Annotated in this window: 17 protein-coding genes; 6 read left to right on the forward strand and 11 right to left on the reverse strand. The window is 65.7% G+C overall.

Going from position 1 to position 15,218, the window contains the following annotated elements; translation table 11 throughout:
- Positions 1-95 precede the first annotated feature (95 nt).
- On the reverse strand, positions 96-779 hold the full coding sequence (locus WS70_RS13590) for a CoA pyrophosphatase (protein ID WP_059469415.1): 684 nt from the start codon (positions 777-779) through the stop codon (positions 96-98).
- A 222-nt stretch (positions 780-1,001) separates the two neighbouring features.
- On the opposite strand from WS70_RS13590, the gene WS70_RS31540 reads away from it, so the two are divergent.
- The 3 genes from WS70_RS31540 to WS70_RS13595 all read left to right on the forward strand — a co-directional run bounded on the left by WS70_RS31540 (position 1,002) and on the right by WS70_RS13595 (position 2,706).
- Positions 1,002-1,280: a hypothetical protein gene (locus WS70_RS31540; protein ID WP_159082897.1), complete on the forward strand. Its 279-nt coding sequence runs from the start codon at positions 1,002-1,004 to the stop codon at positions 1,278-1,280.
- Positions 1,277-1,564: a hypothetical protein gene (locus WS70_RS31545; protein WP_159082898.1), complete on the forward strand. Its 288-nt coding sequence runs from the start codon at positions 1,277-1,279 to the stop codon at positions 1,562-1,564. The genes WS70_RS31540 and WS70_RS31545 overlap by 4 nt, the downstream gene beginning before the upstream one ends.
- Before the next feature lie 548 nt (positions 1,565-2,112).
- Complete coding sequence (locus WS70_RS13595) at positions 2,113-2,706, forward strand: GNAT family N-acetyltransferase (RefSeq protein ID WP_059469414.1); 594 nt, start codon at positions 2,113-2,115, stop codon at positions 2,704-2,706.
- A 266-nt stretch (positions 2,707-2,972) separates the two neighbouring features.
- Here WS70_RS13595 and rplS read toward each other — a convergent pair whose 3' ends face one another.
- The 4 genes from rplS to rpsP form a co-directional block, all read right to left on the reverse strand.
- A complete protein-coding gene (gene rplS, locus WS70_RS13600) occupies positions 2,973-3,362 on the reverse strand; it encodes a 50S ribosomal protein L19 (protein ID WP_059469413.1) in 390 nt (129 codons plus the stop codon).
- A gap of 134 nt (positions 3,363-3,496) precedes the next feature.
- Positions 3,497-4,291 (reverse strand): tRNA (guanosine(37)-N1)-methyltransferase TrmD, encoded by a 795-nt coding sequence (trmD, locus tag WS70_RS13605; RefSeq protein WP_059596693.1) that lies wholly within the window; start codon positions 4,289-4,291, stop codon positions 3,497-3,499.
- A gap of 1 nt (position 4,292) precedes the next feature.
- The gene (gene rimM, locus WS70_RS13610) at positions 4,293-4,982 is read right to left on the reverse strand and encodes a ribosome maturation factor RimM (protein ID WP_059469411.1); all 690 of its coding nucleotides are present in this window, start codon (positions 4,980-4,982) and stop codon (positions 4,293-4,295) included.
- A 42-nt stretch (positions 4,983-5,024) separates the two neighbouring features.
- Positions 5,025-5,279, reverse strand: a complete 255-nt coding sequence (rpsP, locus tag WS70_RS13615) for a 30S ribosomal protein S16 (RefSeq protein ID WP_004189402.1) — start codon at positions 5,277-5,279, stop codon at positions 5,025-5,027.
- A 164-nt stretch (positions 5,280-5,443) separates the two neighbouring features.
- Here rpsP and WS70_RS13620 point away from each other — a divergent pair, with 164 nt between their 5' ends.
- Together WS70_RS13620 and WS70_RS13625 are read left to right on the forward strand one after the other, a co-directional pair.
- Positions 5,444-6,592 carry a PQQ-dependent sugar dehydrogenase gene (locus tag WS70_RS13620; RefSeq protein WP_059469410.1) on the forward strand — a complete coding sequence of 383 codons (1,149 nt, stop codon included), beginning with the start codon at positions 5,444-5,446 and terminating at the stop codon, positions 6,590-6,592.
- A gap of 112 nt (positions 6,593-6,704) precedes the next feature.
- Positions 6,705-7,172, forward strand: a complete 468-nt coding sequence (locus tag WS70_RS13625) for an NINE protein (RefSeq protein ID WP_059469409.1) — start codon at positions 6,705-6,707, stop codon at positions 7,170-7,172.
- Between the two features lie 36 nt (positions 7,173-7,208).
- Here the strand turns inward: WS70_RS13625 and WS70_RS13630 are convergent, their stop codons facing one another.
- On the reverse strand, positions 7,209-8,369 hold the full coding sequence (locus WS70_RS13630; protein WP_059596694.1) for a PA0069 family radical SAM protein: 1,161 nt from the start codon (positions 8,367-8,369) through the stop codon (positions 7,209-7,211).
- Positions 8,370-8,479: 110 nt separating this feature from the next.
- Positions 8,480-8,968 (reverse strand): Lrp/AsnC ligand binding domain-containing protein, encoded by a 489-nt coding sequence (locus tag WS70_RS13635; protein ID WP_059469407.1) that lies wholly within the window; start codon positions 8,966-8,968, stop codon positions 8,480-8,482.
- Positions 8,969-9,112: 144 nt separating this feature from the next.
- Between WS70_RS13635 and WS70_RS13640 the strand changes: the two genes are divergently transcribed.
- Entirely contained in the window at positions 9,113-10,399 is a 1,287-nt protein-coding gene (locus tag WS70_RS13640; protein WP_059596695.1) for a D-amino acid dehydrogenase, read from the forward strand.
- 115 nt (positions 10,400-10,514) lie between these two features.
- On the opposite strand, the gene WS70_RS13645 is transcribed toward WS70_RS13640, so the two are convergent.
- The 4 genes from WS70_RS13645 to WS70_RS13660 form a co-directional block, all read right to left on the reverse strand.
- Positions 10,515-12,305 carry an acyl-CoA dehydrogenase gene (locus WS70_RS13645; protein ID WP_059469405.1) on the reverse strand — a complete coding sequence of 597 codons (1,791 nt, stop codon included), beginning with the start codon at positions 12,303-12,305 and terminating at the stop codon, positions 10,515-10,517.
- Positions 12,306-12,410: 105 nt separating this feature from the next.
- Positions 12,411-13,358, reverse strand: coding sequence for an electron transfer flavoprotein subunit alpha/FixB family protein (locus WS70_RS13650; RefSeq protein WP_059469404.1), 948 nt, complete (start codon positions 13,356-13,358; stop codon positions 12,411-12,413).
- Between the two features lie 15 nt (positions 13,359-13,373).
- The gene (locus WS70_RS13655) at positions 13,374-14,123 is read right to left on the reverse strand and encodes an electron transfer flavoprotein subunit beta/FixA family protein (protein WP_059469403.1); all 750 of its coding nucleotides are present in this window, start codon (positions 14,121-14,123) and stop codon (positions 13,374-13,376) included.
- Between the two features lie 223 nt (positions 14,124-14,346).
- Positions 14,347-15,147, reverse strand: coding sequence for a MetQ/NlpA family ABC transporter substrate-binding protein (locus WS70_RS13660; protein ID WP_082715907.1), 801 nt, complete (start codon positions 15,145-15,147; stop codon positions 14,347-14,349).
- Positions 15,148-15,218: the final 71 nt, after the last annotated feature.

The raw sequence follows: 15,218 nt of genomic DNA on the forward strand, positions 1-15,218 counted from the left end.
GCCGTGCCGTTCTGGGATGATTGATTTTTCGCGTAACGATAGCACAGCGGACGCGCCGGATGGCCCGCGGCGTGCGTCGACTGTGGCGCCCGCCGCTAGGCCGCGAGGAAGCGGTACAGGTTGCGCAGCATGCCGGCCGTCGCCCCCCAGATGAAGTACTGGCCGCCGACCGGGCCGCGCGGATACGGCATCGCGAAGAAACGGCGCTCGCCGCCCTCCCAGCGAAACACCCGCACCTGATGATGCGCGGGATTCATCAGAAAATCGAGCGGCACTTCGAAGATCTCGGCCACTTCGAGCGTGTCCGCCTGCACCGTGAAAGGCGGATGCACGAGCGCGACGACGGGCGTCACGCAAAAGCCAGTACCCGTCAGATAGTCGGGCAGCGCACCCAGCAATTCGACGCGCTCGCGCGCGAGTGCGATCTCCTCGTGCGCCTCGCGCAGCGCGGTCGCGTTCGCATCGAGATCGTCGGGCTCGCGGCGCCCGCCCGGAAAGCTGATCTGGCCGGCGTGGTCGTTCAGGTGGTCGGCGCGCTGCGTGAGCAGCACGGTCAAGCCGCGCTCGCGCATGACGATCGGCACGAGTACGGCCGCGCTGCGCGGATCGACGCCTTCGACGAGTTGCGCCTCGGCAGGTTCCTGCATCCATTCGAGCGGTCGCGCGAAACGGTCGCGCAGGCCCTCCGGCGTCAGCAACGGCGGCGGGACGGCCGGCAGGCCGGCGCCGGTCGTCTCGATCGGCAGCACTTCGGGGTCGATGATGGGGCGACGGATCAAGGGGGACGCTCTTCTTGGAATGAATACGATCATATTGTCGCGCCGGAAAGAAAAAAGCGCTCGGCGCGGCGGATCGTCGAACGACACCGTCATCGGCGACAGAAAAAACCGCTGCGGATTCGGCCGACGTTCTTTGTCGATTCTCGGCTCATTATATGGTGCCGGAATAGCGCCGTCCGCAGTTCGCCCGCCGAATGCACGCAAAAAGCAGCGGAAAATACCGTGCGAAATGTCGATGGGCCCGGACTCGGCAAATCCAAGCTCGAAGCGACGTGCATCGGGATATTCGGCTCGGAAACGGTGCGCGAAGATTGGCTGCAGCGGCGGATTCACGGCAAGCGGCATGCGGCGAGCGTCGACTCGCGCCGTATCGGCCGAATTCGTCATACCGTCGCGTGGCGCTTGCGCCGCCCATTCGCTCTTTCAAACGTCTCGATCCGGCGAGCGGATTCAGCGCCACAGTTCGACTTCGGGTTGCCCGAGGACGCCGGGCGCCGATGAAATACGAGCAAAAATATCAAAACGCCGTCTTGAAGACGGCTGGATCGCAAAAAAGTACGCAACGCCACAATATACGCCAGGCAGTCTGTTTAGACTGGCTGCGGCTGCGGCTGCGGCTGCGGCTGCGGCGGCTCGAGCCGTGGCGGCGGACGGATACGAGTCGCAAACCCCAGCTGTTCGGCACGAATTCGGCGGTAGCGATTTGCCGTCAGGCCGAGCGAGTTTCCAGCGCGATCGCCGACGGCGCTGCGCGAGTGACAGCGTTTGCGCGTATTTTCCGGTGAACCGAACGGATCCCGGCCGCCTGGCCTTCCGGCGCGCAAAATGAGCAGGAAATAGTCGGTGCGGCGCACGTGTGCTTTCCGGTTTCGCGCCCGAAGTCGCCTCGTGACGATCGAGCCCGAGGAAGCCACACGTTCCGAATGCGGCGACATTTCGTTCGGGGTGGACCTGCTTGCCGATCGATTTGCGCAATGCGTTCGGCATTCACGAGACGCCCGACGCCCATTGCAATCGAACGGGAAGCGACACGCATCAGCGCCCCTGTCCGCGCGTCTCGCGGATGCGGGAAACCTGAGTGTGACCGCATTCGACACGGCTGCTCCGCCCGAGAATCGAGTCGCTCGATCCAATTTCCAACGCGTACGGATCGATACGAACCCGATCGATTCGACCTCGCAACCTGCGAATACCGGAAGGCTGAAACCTGCACGAGCGCGGCCGCGCTTCCGGCAACACGATTCGACAACCGGCGGGCGGACGATTGACGGATCCACATGAACCGCGATCGGCGCCACGCCGGGCCCTTCCGACATCACGACGACTACACGCCATGACGACCGCCTACGCACTCTGCTCGATTCGCTATAACGACGCGCCCGAAGCGCTTCGGCGCCAGTTCGCCCTGCTGCACCAACGCGTCGATCCCGACGACGCATGCGAACCCGGCGACACGGCGCCCGTGATCCACGACCCGCGCCTCGACGCGATGTCGTTCTATGTGTCGGCGCCGAAGAGCATCGACATCGTCAGCTACGCAGCGATCGTGCGCAAGACGATTTCGCACGCGGGCGAACGCTTTTCGATCGGCGGCCTCAGTTGGGTCGCGACCGATCCCGCCCACCGGCGCGCGGGGCTCGGAACGCGCACGGTCGCGGCGGCGACGCAGTGGATGGAAGCGAGCGGCATCGACATCGGCGTGTTCACGTGCGATCCGCCGCTCGCGAGCTTCTATGCGCGAGCCGGCCGCTGGCCGATCGCCTCGCGTGTCACGCTGATCGGCAGCCATGCGGACGGCGCACTGCGCAGCGACGCGCTGAACAAGATCGTCCTGATGCGACTGTTTTCGGCGAAGGCTCAGGCAGCCGCAGCGGAACTGAGCCACGCGACGATCGATCTCGATCTGCCGCTCGGCCAGTTTCTATGAGCGGATGCGGCGCGCTTTCGGACCGGCGATCGAAATCCGGGGCCGCCGGAATGCCGGCCGGCTTCCGGCATCACACGCGCAGTGCGTCGAGGCACCCGCGATCGCTCGGATACACGAGGATTCAGCGGATACAAAAAAGCCGCGGCGCCGCCGCGGCTTTCGACAGGCTGCCGAAAAAAACGCCGTGCGGAAGCATCCGCACGGCGCCTTTCCACGCCTGGCGGAACGCACACCGAATTGGATCCGGCACGCGTTCCCGACTGCGCTTACTGTTTCGCAGCAGCGGCGCGATCCTTCGACACCAGCTTTTCCTTGATCCGAGCCGACTTGCCCGAACGCTCGCGCAGGTAGTACAGCTTCGCGCGACGCACGTCGCCGCGACGCTTCACGACGATGCTCGCCAAGAGCGGCGAGTACGTCTGGAACGTACGCTCGACGCCTTCGCCCGACGAAATCTTGCGGACGATGAACGACGAGTTCAGACCACGGTTGCGCTTCGCGATCACGACGCCTTCGTAAGCCTGAACGCGCTTGCGGCTACCTTCCACCACGTTCACGTTCACGATCACCGTGTCGCCCGGGGCGAATTCGGGGATCGTCTTGCCTGCGAGCGCGCGCTCGATCTCTTCCTGCTCAAGTTTTTCAATCAGATTCATCACTGACTCCTAAAGCCATCTTGTCGGCGTTCGCACCTGCCGGTCGCCCGGCTCGGCCCCGATAGAGGATGGATTCACATCAGGCGCCGCGCACGCATGCATGACGCCGCCATATTCGCGAACGGAGCGCCGCCTCAGAAGGCCTGCTTCGCTTCTTTCGCGAGACTTGCAAGCCACGCCTCGTCGGCCCGGCTCAGCAACTTTTCGCGACGCGCCCGCGCAATCAGATCAGGGCGCTTCGCCAGAGTATTTCTCAACGCTTCCTGCCGACGCCAGCGCTCGATCTCGGCATGGTGCCCACCGAGCAGCACGTCCGGCACGCGCACGCCCTCGTATTCCTCGGGGCGCGTGTAGTGCGGGCAATCGAGCAGCCCGTCGGCAAAGCTGTCCTGCACCGCCGACTGAGCATCGTTCAACACGCCCGGAAGCTGGCGCACGACGGCGTCCATCAGCGCCATCGCCGGCAATTCGCCGCCCGACAGCACGAAGTCGCCGAGGCTCAGTTCCTCGTCGACGCAACGATCGATCAGGCGCTGGTCGATCGCCTCGTAGCGACCGCACAGCAGCACGACACCCGGCTCCGCGACCATCCGCATCACGCGGTCGTGCGTGAGCGGCGCGCCTTGCGGCGACATCATCACGACGCGCGACGTCGCAGCACCTTGCGCCGCCTGCGCGGCCTTCGCCGCGCCGATCGCCGCCTCGAGCGGCTTCGCGAGCATCACCATGCCGGGACCACCGCCGTACGGACGATCGTCGACGGTGCGGTAGTTGTCGGCCGTGAAATCGCGCGGATTCCACGTACGCAAGCCAAACCGCCCCTGCTTCACCGCGCGGCTCGTAATGCCCCAGTCGGTCAACGCGCGAAACATCTCCGGAAAGAGTGTGACGACGTCGAACTGGATCGCGCTCTGCGTGGCTTCGTCCATTTCAGTAATCGGCTTCCCAGTCGACGACGATGCGCCCCGCCGCCTGCTCGACCGCTTTCACGTACACGCCGACGAACGGAATCAGCCGCTCGCCGACCACCGGCCGGCCGTCCTTGCCGGTCGTCGGATATTCGACGCGCATGATCGAATGCACGCCGTTGTCGATCATGTCGGCGATCTTGCCGAGCGCGACGCCCGCCTCGTTGACGACGTCGAGGCCGATCAGGTCGACCCAGTAGAACTCGCCGTCGGCGAGCGCGGGGAAATCGTCGCGACGCACGAACACGCGGAAACCGCGCAACGCGAGTGCCGCATCGCGATCGGCGGAGCCGGCCGGATGCGCGACGATGGCGTCGCCATGCAACTTCGCTTGCGTGATGCGCGCGAATTTACGCTCCGCGCCTTTTTGCAGCCACCAATCGCGGGCCTCGAGGAGCGCATCGCCGCCTCGCCCCGCACCGGCGTGGGCCGCGAGCTTGACCCAGCCTTTGAGGCCGTACGCATCGACGACCGCGCCAACCTCGACCGCATCGTCCGGCCACGACTGCGCCGTGTCGATGCGAATTGCTTCCGAATCAGCCGCGCCGCCGCCCGCCTCTTTCGTGGGCGCGCGCTCGACGGGCTTGCGGACGAATACGCCGAACGACGGCGACCGCCCGCGCTTTACGCTACCGGAGTCGTGACCAGCCATCAACGAACCTCACAGCCGGCACTTCCGGCACGCCGCGCCATATTAGGCAGCCGGCTGCGCCTTTTGCGCTTGCTTGACGAGACGCTCGACGGTCGGCGACAGTTGCGCGCCGACGCCTTGCCAGTACGTCAGACGGTCTTGAGCGATGCGCAGTGCTTCGCCCTTCGTCGCGACCGGGTTGTAGAAGCCGACGCGCTCGATGAAGCGGCCGTCGCGACGGTTGCGCGAATCGGTAGCGACGATGTTGTAGAACGGGCGCTTCTTCGAGCCGCCGCGAGCCAGACGGATGATGACCATATGAATTCCTTCGGGAAACCGGGTTCGAAAACTACTGAAACGTGCGATTATAGCCGGAAACCGAAGGCACAACAAACACTTACCTGACAAAAATCCCGGAGGCGCTCTCCGAAGGCTTACAATTCCGCCATCGTGCGCTTCGCGCTCGCCCGCCTCCGTCCGCCATGCGTCCGCTCATCCCCCTGTCGCGCATCGTTTCCTCAGACCTGCCGACGCTGCTACGCACCGCTGCGGCCGCCTGTCTCGTTCTCGCCACAACCGCCGCATCCGCCGCACTGCCGATCGACGAGTTGAGCGTGCCGCCCGGCTTTCGCGTCCAGGTGCTCGCCGACGACGTGCCCGCCGCGCGTGAAATGGCGTGGTCGCCGCGCGGAATTCTGTACGTCGGCAGCATGGAGGGCCACGTGCATGCGCTCGTCGTGCGCGACGGCCATGTGCGGACGCACCATGTGATCGCGTCGGGACTCGAGATGCCGGTCGGCGTCGCGTATCGCGATGGCGCGCTGTACGTATCGGCCGTGTCGCGAATTCTGCGCCTCGATCGGATCGACGAACGGCTCGCCGCGCCGCCAAAGCCCGTCGTCGTCACGAACGCGCTGCCGACCGAGCGTCATCATGGCTGGAAATTCATCGCGTTCGGCCCTGACGGCAAGCTCTACGTGCCGACGGGCGCGCCGTGCAACATCTGTGTCGCCGACCGCGACCGCTACGCGATGATCGGCCGGATGAACCCCGACGGCAGCGGCTACGAGGTCTACGCGCGCGGCGTGCGCAACACGGTCGGCTTCGCATGGCATCCGGCGACGGGCGAGCTCTGGTTCACCGACAACGGCCGCGACCTGATGGGCGACGATCGCCCCGACGACAAGCTGAACCGCGCGCCGCGCGCGGGCCTCGACTTCGGCTATCCGTTCTGCCATGGCGGCGACGTGCTCGATCCGCAGTTCGGGCACGGCCACACGTGCGCAAGCTACGTGCCGCCCGTGCTCAAGCTGGGCGCGCACGTCGCCGCGCTCGGCATGCGCTTCTACACGGGCGACATGTTCCCGCCCGAATACCGCAACAACATCTTCATCGCCGAGCATGGCTCGTGGAATCGCAGCCGCAAGGTCGGCTACCGGGTCATGCGCGTGATCGCCTCGCCGGACGGCCGGTCCGCGCACCAGGAAGCGTTCGTCCAGGGATGGTTGAGACCCGACGAAAGCGTCTGGGGCCGCCCGGCGGACGTGCTGCCACTGCCGGACGGATCGCTTCTCATCAGCGACGACCATGCGGGCGCGATCTACCGGATCACCTATGATGCGACGCATTGACGCAACCGCTGCGTGACCTTGCGGCGCCCCGCATCGTAGAATGCGAGCCGACCGCCGCGCCCCTGTCTCGCCGGGGCGTCTATGAATAAGACACCCAATATCCTGCCCCGACATGTCCAGCAGCACGTCCACGCCGCCCCGCTTTCGCTCGAAGACGCTCACCGCACTGCTCGCACTCCTGTTCGGTTCGCTCGGCGCACACCGTTTCTATCTGTACGGCTGGACGGACCTCGCCGGCTGGGCGCATTTGCTCGCGACGAGCATCGGCATCCCCGGGTTCCTGCTGCTCGCGGCGTCGGGACGCACGGCCGCGCTCGGCTGGTGGCTCGCCGTGCCGGGCGCGATATCGCTGCTCGCCGCGTTCCTCGCCGCGCTCGTCTACGGGCTGCGCGCCGATGACAAATGGGACACACAATTCAACGCCGCCACGGGCCGCCACAGCCGCTCCGGCTGGGGCGTCGTGTTCGTCGTGATCTTTTCGTTGCTGATCGGGGCGTTCCTGTTGATGACGGGGCTCGCGCTCGCGTTCCAGACCTATTTCGAATCACAGGTCGAGGCCGCGAAGCAGATCTCGCAATGACGCATCCGCGCGCTCTGTCGACGCACCACGTGCGACTCAAAACAGGCTGAGCTGCGAACCGTCGTCAGCCTTCCGCGCTGAGCTTGGCAGCGCGAGCGGCTTCGGCGGCTTCAGCCGCTGCGGCGCGCGAAACTGCGAAAAATCGAGAATGCCATGCGTGCGCTCGTTCAGTCCGCAGCGCTTGGCCGCCATCCGGAAGCGCTGCCTGAGCAGATCCGCCCATATCCCTTCGCCCTTCATCCGCCAGCTGAAATCGGAGTCGTAGTCCTTGCCGCCGCGCATGTCCCGCACACGTGCCATCACCCGCTCCGCGCGATCCGGGAAATGCGCGGCAAGCCATTCTGCGAAAAGCGGCGCGACCTCCCACGGCAGCCGCAGCACGATATAGCTTGCATGCGTCGCGCCCGCGTCCGCGCACGCCTCCAGCACGCGCTCGAGATCGGGCTCGGTGACGAACGGGATCATCGGCGCGACGCTCACGCCGACCGGAACACCCGCGTCGCGCAGCGCACGGATCGTCCGCAGCCGGCGCGCAGGCGTCGCGGCGCGCGGCTCGAGCGCGCGCGCGAGTTCGGGATCGAGCGTCGTGATCGTGACGGCCGCCATCACCTGCTGACGCTCGGCCATCCGCGCGAGCAGGTCGAGATCCCGCTCGATCAACGACGACTTGGTGATCGCGGCGAACGGTTGCCCGTTATCGTGCATCACCTGGATCACCTGCCGCGTGATCCGCAGTTCGCGCTCGACTGGCTGATACGCGTCGGTATTCACGCCGAGCGCGATCGGCTCCGGCACGTAACGCGGCTTCGCGAGCTCGCGCTCGAGCAATTCCGCCGCGTTCACCTTCGCGTAGATCCGGCTCTCGAAATCGAGCCCCGGCGACAGTCCAAGATAGCTGTGCGTCGGCCGCGCGAAGCAGTAGATGCAGCCGTGCTCGCAGCCGCGGTACGGATTCAGCGACACGTTGAACGGGATGTCCGGCGATGCGTTGCGCGTGAGAATCGTTCTCGCGCGCTCCTCGAACACCTGTGTGCGCAACGGGACAGGCGGCTCGCGTTCGTCGTCGCGCGCCCAGCCGTCGTCGATCACCTCGCGCGCGACGGTCTCGTAGCGCCCCTGCAGGTTGTCCACCGCGCCGCGCCCCTTGCGGGGCACGGGCGGCGCCACCGGATATTCGACGTCGGATCGATCGCTCATCACGCCTCTGGTAAGCGGCCGAAGCCGCCAATGACAATGCTGCCAATTACTGTATATTTATACAGTAATTGGCAGCACGTGCCAAGCGCTTCGGATGTGCGCTCTCGCGATCACTCGTCGACCGCGATCATCAGCGTCTCCTTGATTTCCTCCATCACGACGTAGCTCTTCGACTGCACGGCGCCCGGCAGTTGCAGCAGGATGTCGCCGAGCAGCTTCCGGTAGTCGGCCATCTCGCCGATCCGCGCCTTGATCAGATAGTCGAAATCGCCCGACACGAGGTGGCATTCGAGCACTTCGTCGATCTTCATCACCTCACGGCGGAACTGCTCGAACATGTTGCCGTTCTTGTGATCGAGCGTGATCTCGACGAACACGAGGAGCGCCGCGCCGAGCTGCCCAGGATCGACGCGCGCGTGGTAGCCGGTGATCACGCCGTCGCGCTCCATCCGCCGCACCCGCTCGATGCAAGGCGTGACCGTCAGTCCGACGCGCTCGGCGAGGTCCTTCATCGCCATGCGGCCGTCCTCTTGCAGCAGCTTCAGAATGCGCCGGTCCAGCTTGTCGAGCGCGCGCACTGGCTGACGTTGAGTTCTCATCGCTTTTTACTGAAAATTGAAAAAATACAATAACAAAACCTAGTAACTCAACAATACCATAGCGAAAAAAACTAGGTCGGATGTAGATCGCAGAGCGCATCGGTTGCGCCGCGCGCCATCCGGCGTTTTCTATCCGGAGCAGCTATGCGTGTGGTTATTTTGGGCAGCGGCGTGGTCGGCGTGGCGAGCGCCTATTATCTGGCGCGCGCGGGCCACGAAGTCACGGTGATCGACCGCGAGGCCGGCCCCGCCCTCGACACGAGCTTTGCGAACGCGGGCCAGATCTCGCCCGGCTACGCGGCGCCGTGGGCTGCGCCCGGCGTGCCGCTGAAGGCGGTCAAGTGGATGTTCGAAAAGCATGCGCCGCTCGCGATCCGTCTCGACGGCACGCGCTTCCAGCTGCAATGGATGTGGCAGATGCTGCGCAACTGCACGACCGAGCGCTATGCGCTGAACAAGGGCCGCATGGTGCGCCTCGCCGAATATAGCCGCGATTGCCTGCAGGCGCTGCGAGCCGAGACGTGCATCCAGTACGAAGGCCGCACGGGCGGCACGCTGCAGGTGTTCCGCACGCAGCAGCAACTCGACGGCGCCGCGAAGGATATTGCTGTGCTGCGCGACGCGAACGTGCCGTTCGAACTGCTGTCGCGCGACGAACTAAAGAAGGCCGAACCGGCGCTCGCCGCGGTTTCGCACAAGCTGACGGGCGGGCTGCGGCTGCCGGGCGACGAAACGGGCGACTGCCAGCTCTTCACGACGCGCCTGGCCGCGCTCGCCGAGCAGCTCGGCGTGAAGTTTCGCTTCAATACGAGCATTGATGCGCTCGCGATTGCGGGCGGCAAGATCGCCGGCGTCCAGTGCGGCGGCGAGATGGTGCGCGCCGACGCGTACGTGGTCGCGCTCGGCTCGTACTCGACGAACCTCGTCGCGAATCTCGTGAAGATTCCGGTGTATCCGCTGAAGGGCTATTCGATCACCGCGCCGATCGTCGATGCCGCGAAGGCGCCCGTGTCGACCGTGCTCGACGAGACCTACAAGATCGCGATCACCCGTTTCGACGACCGCATCCGCGTCGGCGGAATGGCGGAGATCGTCGGCTTCGACAAGCGGCTGCGCCAAGCACGCCGCGAAACGCTCGAAATGTGCGTCAACGACTTGTTCCCGGGCGGCGGCGATACGGCGAATGCGTCGTTCTGGACCGGCCTGCGCCCGATGACGCCGGACGGCACGCCGATCGTCGGCCGCACGCCCGTGCCGAATCTGTTCCTCAATACGGGCCACGGCACGCTCGGTTGGACGATGTCGTGCGGCTCGGGCCAGTTGCTCGCGGACCTGATGTCCGGCAAGAAGCCCGCGATCCGCGCGGACGACCTGTCGGTGCATCGCTATCTGACCGAAACGGACGGCGAGCACCGCCCGGCATACGCATGACGCGCTGATGCGCGACCGGCGCAGCCGCATGTGCGTGCGGCCGCGCTTCCCAAAAAGAACGGCGCCCTCAGGGGCGCCGTTCTTCGTTTCCACGTCTACTGACCGAACCGGACGATCAGAACTGGTCTTCCGTCAGCGCGAACACGCTCTGGCCGCCCTTCGCGCCGACGATCGACGCTTCGAACGCGCTTGCCTGCACGAGGATGTGCTCCGCGTAGAACTGCGCGATCGCGATCTTCGCGTCGTAGAACTTCGGATCGTCGGCGCGCTTCCGCTGTGCGACGAGAAGCGCGCGCGCCATTTGCCAGCCGCACAGCACGACGCCCGCGAGCTTCAGATACGGCACGCTGCCGGCGAACACGGCGTTCGGATCACCCTTCACGTTTGCGACGACGAAATCGACGACGTCCGACAGCGCGCGCGCACCGTGCGCCAGTTGCGTCTTCATCGCGGCGAATGCCGGGCCGTCGTGCGCGCCGAGCGCTTCGACCGTCCGCCGGATCTCGCCGACGATCGCCTTCGCAACCGCGCCGCCGTCACGCGCCGTCTTCCGGCCGACGAGGTCATTTGCCTGGATCGCGGTCGTGCCTTCGTAGATCGCGAGAATCCGCGCGTCGCGATAATACTGCGCAGCGCCCGTCTCCTCGATGAAGCCCATCCCGCCGTGCACCTGAATCCCGAGGCTCGCGACCTCGTTGACCATCTCGGTGCTCCAGCCCTTCACGACCGGCACCAGGTACTCGTAGATCGCCTGATGCTTCGCGCGCACGCCTTCGTCGGCGGCGCGATGCGCGTGATCGCTATGCGCGGCGGCGACGTACGACAGCGCACGCGCGCCTTCCGTCAGCGCGCGCATCGTCGCGAGCATCCGGCGCACGTCCGGATGATGGATGATCGTTACCGACTGCTTCGCGGAGCCATCGACAGGGCGGCTCTGCACACGCTCCTTCGCGAACTCGGCGGCCTTCTGGTACGCGCGGTCGGCGACGCCGATCCCCTGCATGCCGACGCCGAAGCGCGCCGCGTTCATCATGATGAACATGTACTCGAGGCCGCGATTCTCTTCACCGACGAGATAGCCGATCGCACCGCCGTGGTCGCCGTACTGCAGCACCGCGGTCGGGCTCGCCTTGATGCCGAGCTTGTGCTCGATCGACACGCAGTGCACGTCGTTGCGCGCGCCGAGGCTGCCGTCGTCGTTGACGAAGAACTTCGGCACGATGAAGAGCGAGATGCCCTTCACGCCCTCGGGCGCGTTCGGCGTGCGCGCGAGCACGAGGTGGACGATGTTGTCGGCCATGTCGTGCTCGCCCCACGTGATGAAGATCTTCGTGCCGAACACCTTGTACGAGCCGTCGCCTTGCGGCTCCGCGCGCGAGCGCACGAGCGCGAGGTCCGAGCCTGCCTGCGGCTCGGTCAGGTTCATCGTGCCCGTCCACTCGCCGGAGATGAGCTTCGGCACGTAGCGGGACTTCTGTTCGTCGGTGCCGGCCGTGAGGAGCGCCTCGATCGCGCCGTCGGTCAGGAGCGGGCACAGCGCGAACGACAGGTTCGACGCGTTCAGCATCTCGATGCACGGCGTCGCGATCAGCTTCGGCAGACCCTGGCCGTCGTATTCGGTCGGATGCTGCAGCCCCTGCCAGCCGCCTTCGACGAACTGGCGGAACGCCTCCTTGAAACCGGGCGTCGCGGTGACGGCGCCGTCCTTCCAACTGCTCGGATTCTTGTCGCCTTCGACGTTGAGCGGCGCGAGCACCTCGCCGCAGAATTTCGCCGATTCGTCGAGCACGGCGGCAGCCGTATCGAAGCCAGCGTCCTCGTAGCCGGGCAGCTTCGCGACCTCGTCGATGCCGGCCAGCTCCTTCATCACGAACAGCATGTCCTTGACGGGTGCGGTATAGCTCATGGTGCTCCTCTCCTGGTCCGTTTATGGTGTGAAAAGGGGCGCTCGCCGCGCCCCTTTGTTCATGTTCGACTTGCTCCGTGCGCTGAACGCGACGCGCGCTGCGCGTCAGCCGAGCTCGTTCACGAGTTCCGGCACGAGCGTAAACAGATCGCCGACGAGGCCGTAGTCGGCCACGCTGAAGATCGGCGCTTCGGGGTCCTTGTTGATCGCGACGATCACCTTCGAATCCTTCATCCCCGCCAGATGCTGGATCGCGCCCGAAATGCCCACCGCGATGTACAGCTGCGGCGCGACGATCTTGCCCGTCTGGCCCACTTGGTAGTCGTTCGGCACGTAGCCCGCGTCGACCGCCGCGCGCGATGCGCCGAGCGCCGCGCTGAGCTTGTCCGCCAGCGGTTCCAGCACCTTCGTGTAGTTCTCGCCGCTGCCCAAGCCCCGGCCGCCCGACACGATGATGCTCGCCGACGTCAGCTCCGGACGGTCCAGCTTCGTCACCTCGCGGCTCACGAACTGCGACGCACCCGCATCCGCCGCCGCCTCGATCTTCTCGACCGACGCGCTGCCGCCTTCCGCCGCAACCGGGTCGAAGCCCGTCGCGCGCACCGTGATCACCTTGATCGGATCGCTCGACTGCACCGTCGCGATCGCGTTGCCCGCGTAGATCGGGCGCTCGAACGTATCGGCCGAGTCGACCGCCGTGATGTCGCTGATCTGCGCGACGTCCAGCTTCGCCGCGATCCGCGGCGCAATGTTCTTGCCGTACGCCGTCGCGGGCGCGAGGATGTGCGAGTAGTCCTTCGCGATGTTCAGCACGGTCGCCTCGACGTTCTCCGCGAGACCCGCTTCGAGTTGCGGCGCGTCGGCCAGGAGCACCTTCGCGACGCCCGCGATCTTCGCCGCCGCGTCCGCCGCGCCCTGCGCGTTGTGGCCCGCGACCAGCACGTGAATGTCGCCGCCGACGAATTTGCCAACTGCGGCGGCGGCAGCCACCGTGTTCAGCGTCGACGCCTTGATCGACCCATTGTCATGTTCGGCAATTACCAGAATCGTCATCTCTTTCCGCTCCCCTTACAGCACCTTGGCTTCGGTCTTCAGCTTCTCGACCAGCGTCTTCACGTCCGGCACCTTCACGCCCGCCGCGCGCTTCGCCGGCTCCACCACCTTCAGCGTCTTCAGACGCGGCGCAACGTCCACGCCCAGGTCTTCCGGCTTCACGGTCTCCAGCGGCTTCTTCTTCGCCTTCATGATGTTCGGCAGCGTCACGTAGCGCGGCTCGTTCAGGCGCAGATCGGTCGTCACCACCGCCGGCAGCGTCAGCGACAGGGTCTCCGCGCCGCCGTCCACTTCACGCGCGACCGTGGCCTTGCCGTCGGCGATCGTCACCTTCGACGCGAACGTCGCCTGCGGCAGGTTCGCGAGCGCCGCCAGCATCTGCCCCGTCTGGTTCGAATCGTCGTCGATCGCCTGCTTGCCGAGAATCACGAGCTGCGGCTGCTCCTTGTCGACCAGCGCCTTCAGGATCTTCGCGACGCCGAGCGGCTGCACTTCGTCGTTCGATTCGACGAGAATCGCACGGTCCGCGCCGATCGCGAGCGCCGTGCGAAGCGTTTCCTGAGCCTGCGCGACGCCCACCGACACCGCGATCACTTCCGTCGCCACGCCCGCTTCCTTCAGGCGCACCGCTTCCTCGACCGCGATCTCGTCGAACGGATTCATCGACATCTTCACGTTCGCGATATCGACCCCCGTGCCGTCCGTCTTCACCCGGACCTTCACGTTGTAATCGACCACTCTCTTCACTGGCACCAGGATTTTCATGCACACGCTCCAAAGTTACGAATACGACCAGCGGCCATTTTATAGCGAGGCTCGCCCACGCGGCGGCAACACCGGTCATTCAATTTGCGGCTACCGAGGATAGCGCCCCCTTGCGGCATGCCGACAATAGCGAACGGTCGTTCTATTTTAAAAGAGAAAAAACCCGGACGCCAAGCCCGGGTTTTCGACCTCCGCCTCTAATCGGCGGCGCCCCGCGTTCCGCTCACCATGCGGTGATCACCGCGCCGCCGAATTGGCGTTCGATGAAGCGCTTCACGTCGGGCGACCGGTACGCGGCGACGAGCTTCGCGACCCACGGCTTGTCCTTGTCTTCGGCGCGCACCGCGAGAATGTTCGCGTACGGACCGTTCGGCCCCTCGATCGCGATCGCGTCCTGTTTCGGCTTGAGTCCGGCCTCCATCGCGTAGTTCGTGTTGATCGCGGCCGCGTCGACGTCGGCGAGCGAGCGCGGAATCTGCGCGGCGTCGAGCTCGACGATCTTCAGTTGCTTCGGATTGTCGACGACGTCGAAGCGCGTCGCCTTCAGGCCCGCGCCGTCGCGCAGCTTCAGCAGGCCCTGCTTCTGCAGCAGCAATAGCGCGCGGCCGCCGTTCGTCGGATCGTTCGGGATCGCAATCCGCGCGCCCGGGCGCAGCTCCGCGAGCGACTTCACGCGCTTCGAATAGATCCCCATCGGGAACGTGACGGTGTCAGCGACCTTGACGATCTTGTAGCCGCGATCCTTCACCTGCGCTTCGAGATATGGATAATGCTGATAGCTGTTCGCGTCGATGTCGCCTGCCGCGAGCGCCGCATTCGGCTGCACGTAATCCGAAAACTCGACGATCTTGATGTCGAGCCCGCCCTTCGCGGCGACCTTCTTCACTTCCTCCATCACCTGCGCGTGCGGGCCGCCCGTCACGCCGACCTTGATCGGCTGCGCCTGCACCTGCGCACGCGCGCTCGCGACGCATGCGGCCGCGCCGAACGCGGCGGCGAGTTTGAGCATCGTTCTTCGTTGCATCTTCGGATCTCCTCTGCGGTTGCGGCGCCGCCGTCGGTCACGACGCGCGGCGCTCGCTCGCAATCGTTGTT

This window comes from Burkholderia mayonis (assembly GCF_001523745.2).
Lineage (GTDB): Bacteria > Pseudomonadota > Gammaproteobacteria > Burkholderiales > Burkholderiaceae > Burkholderia > Burkholderia mayonis.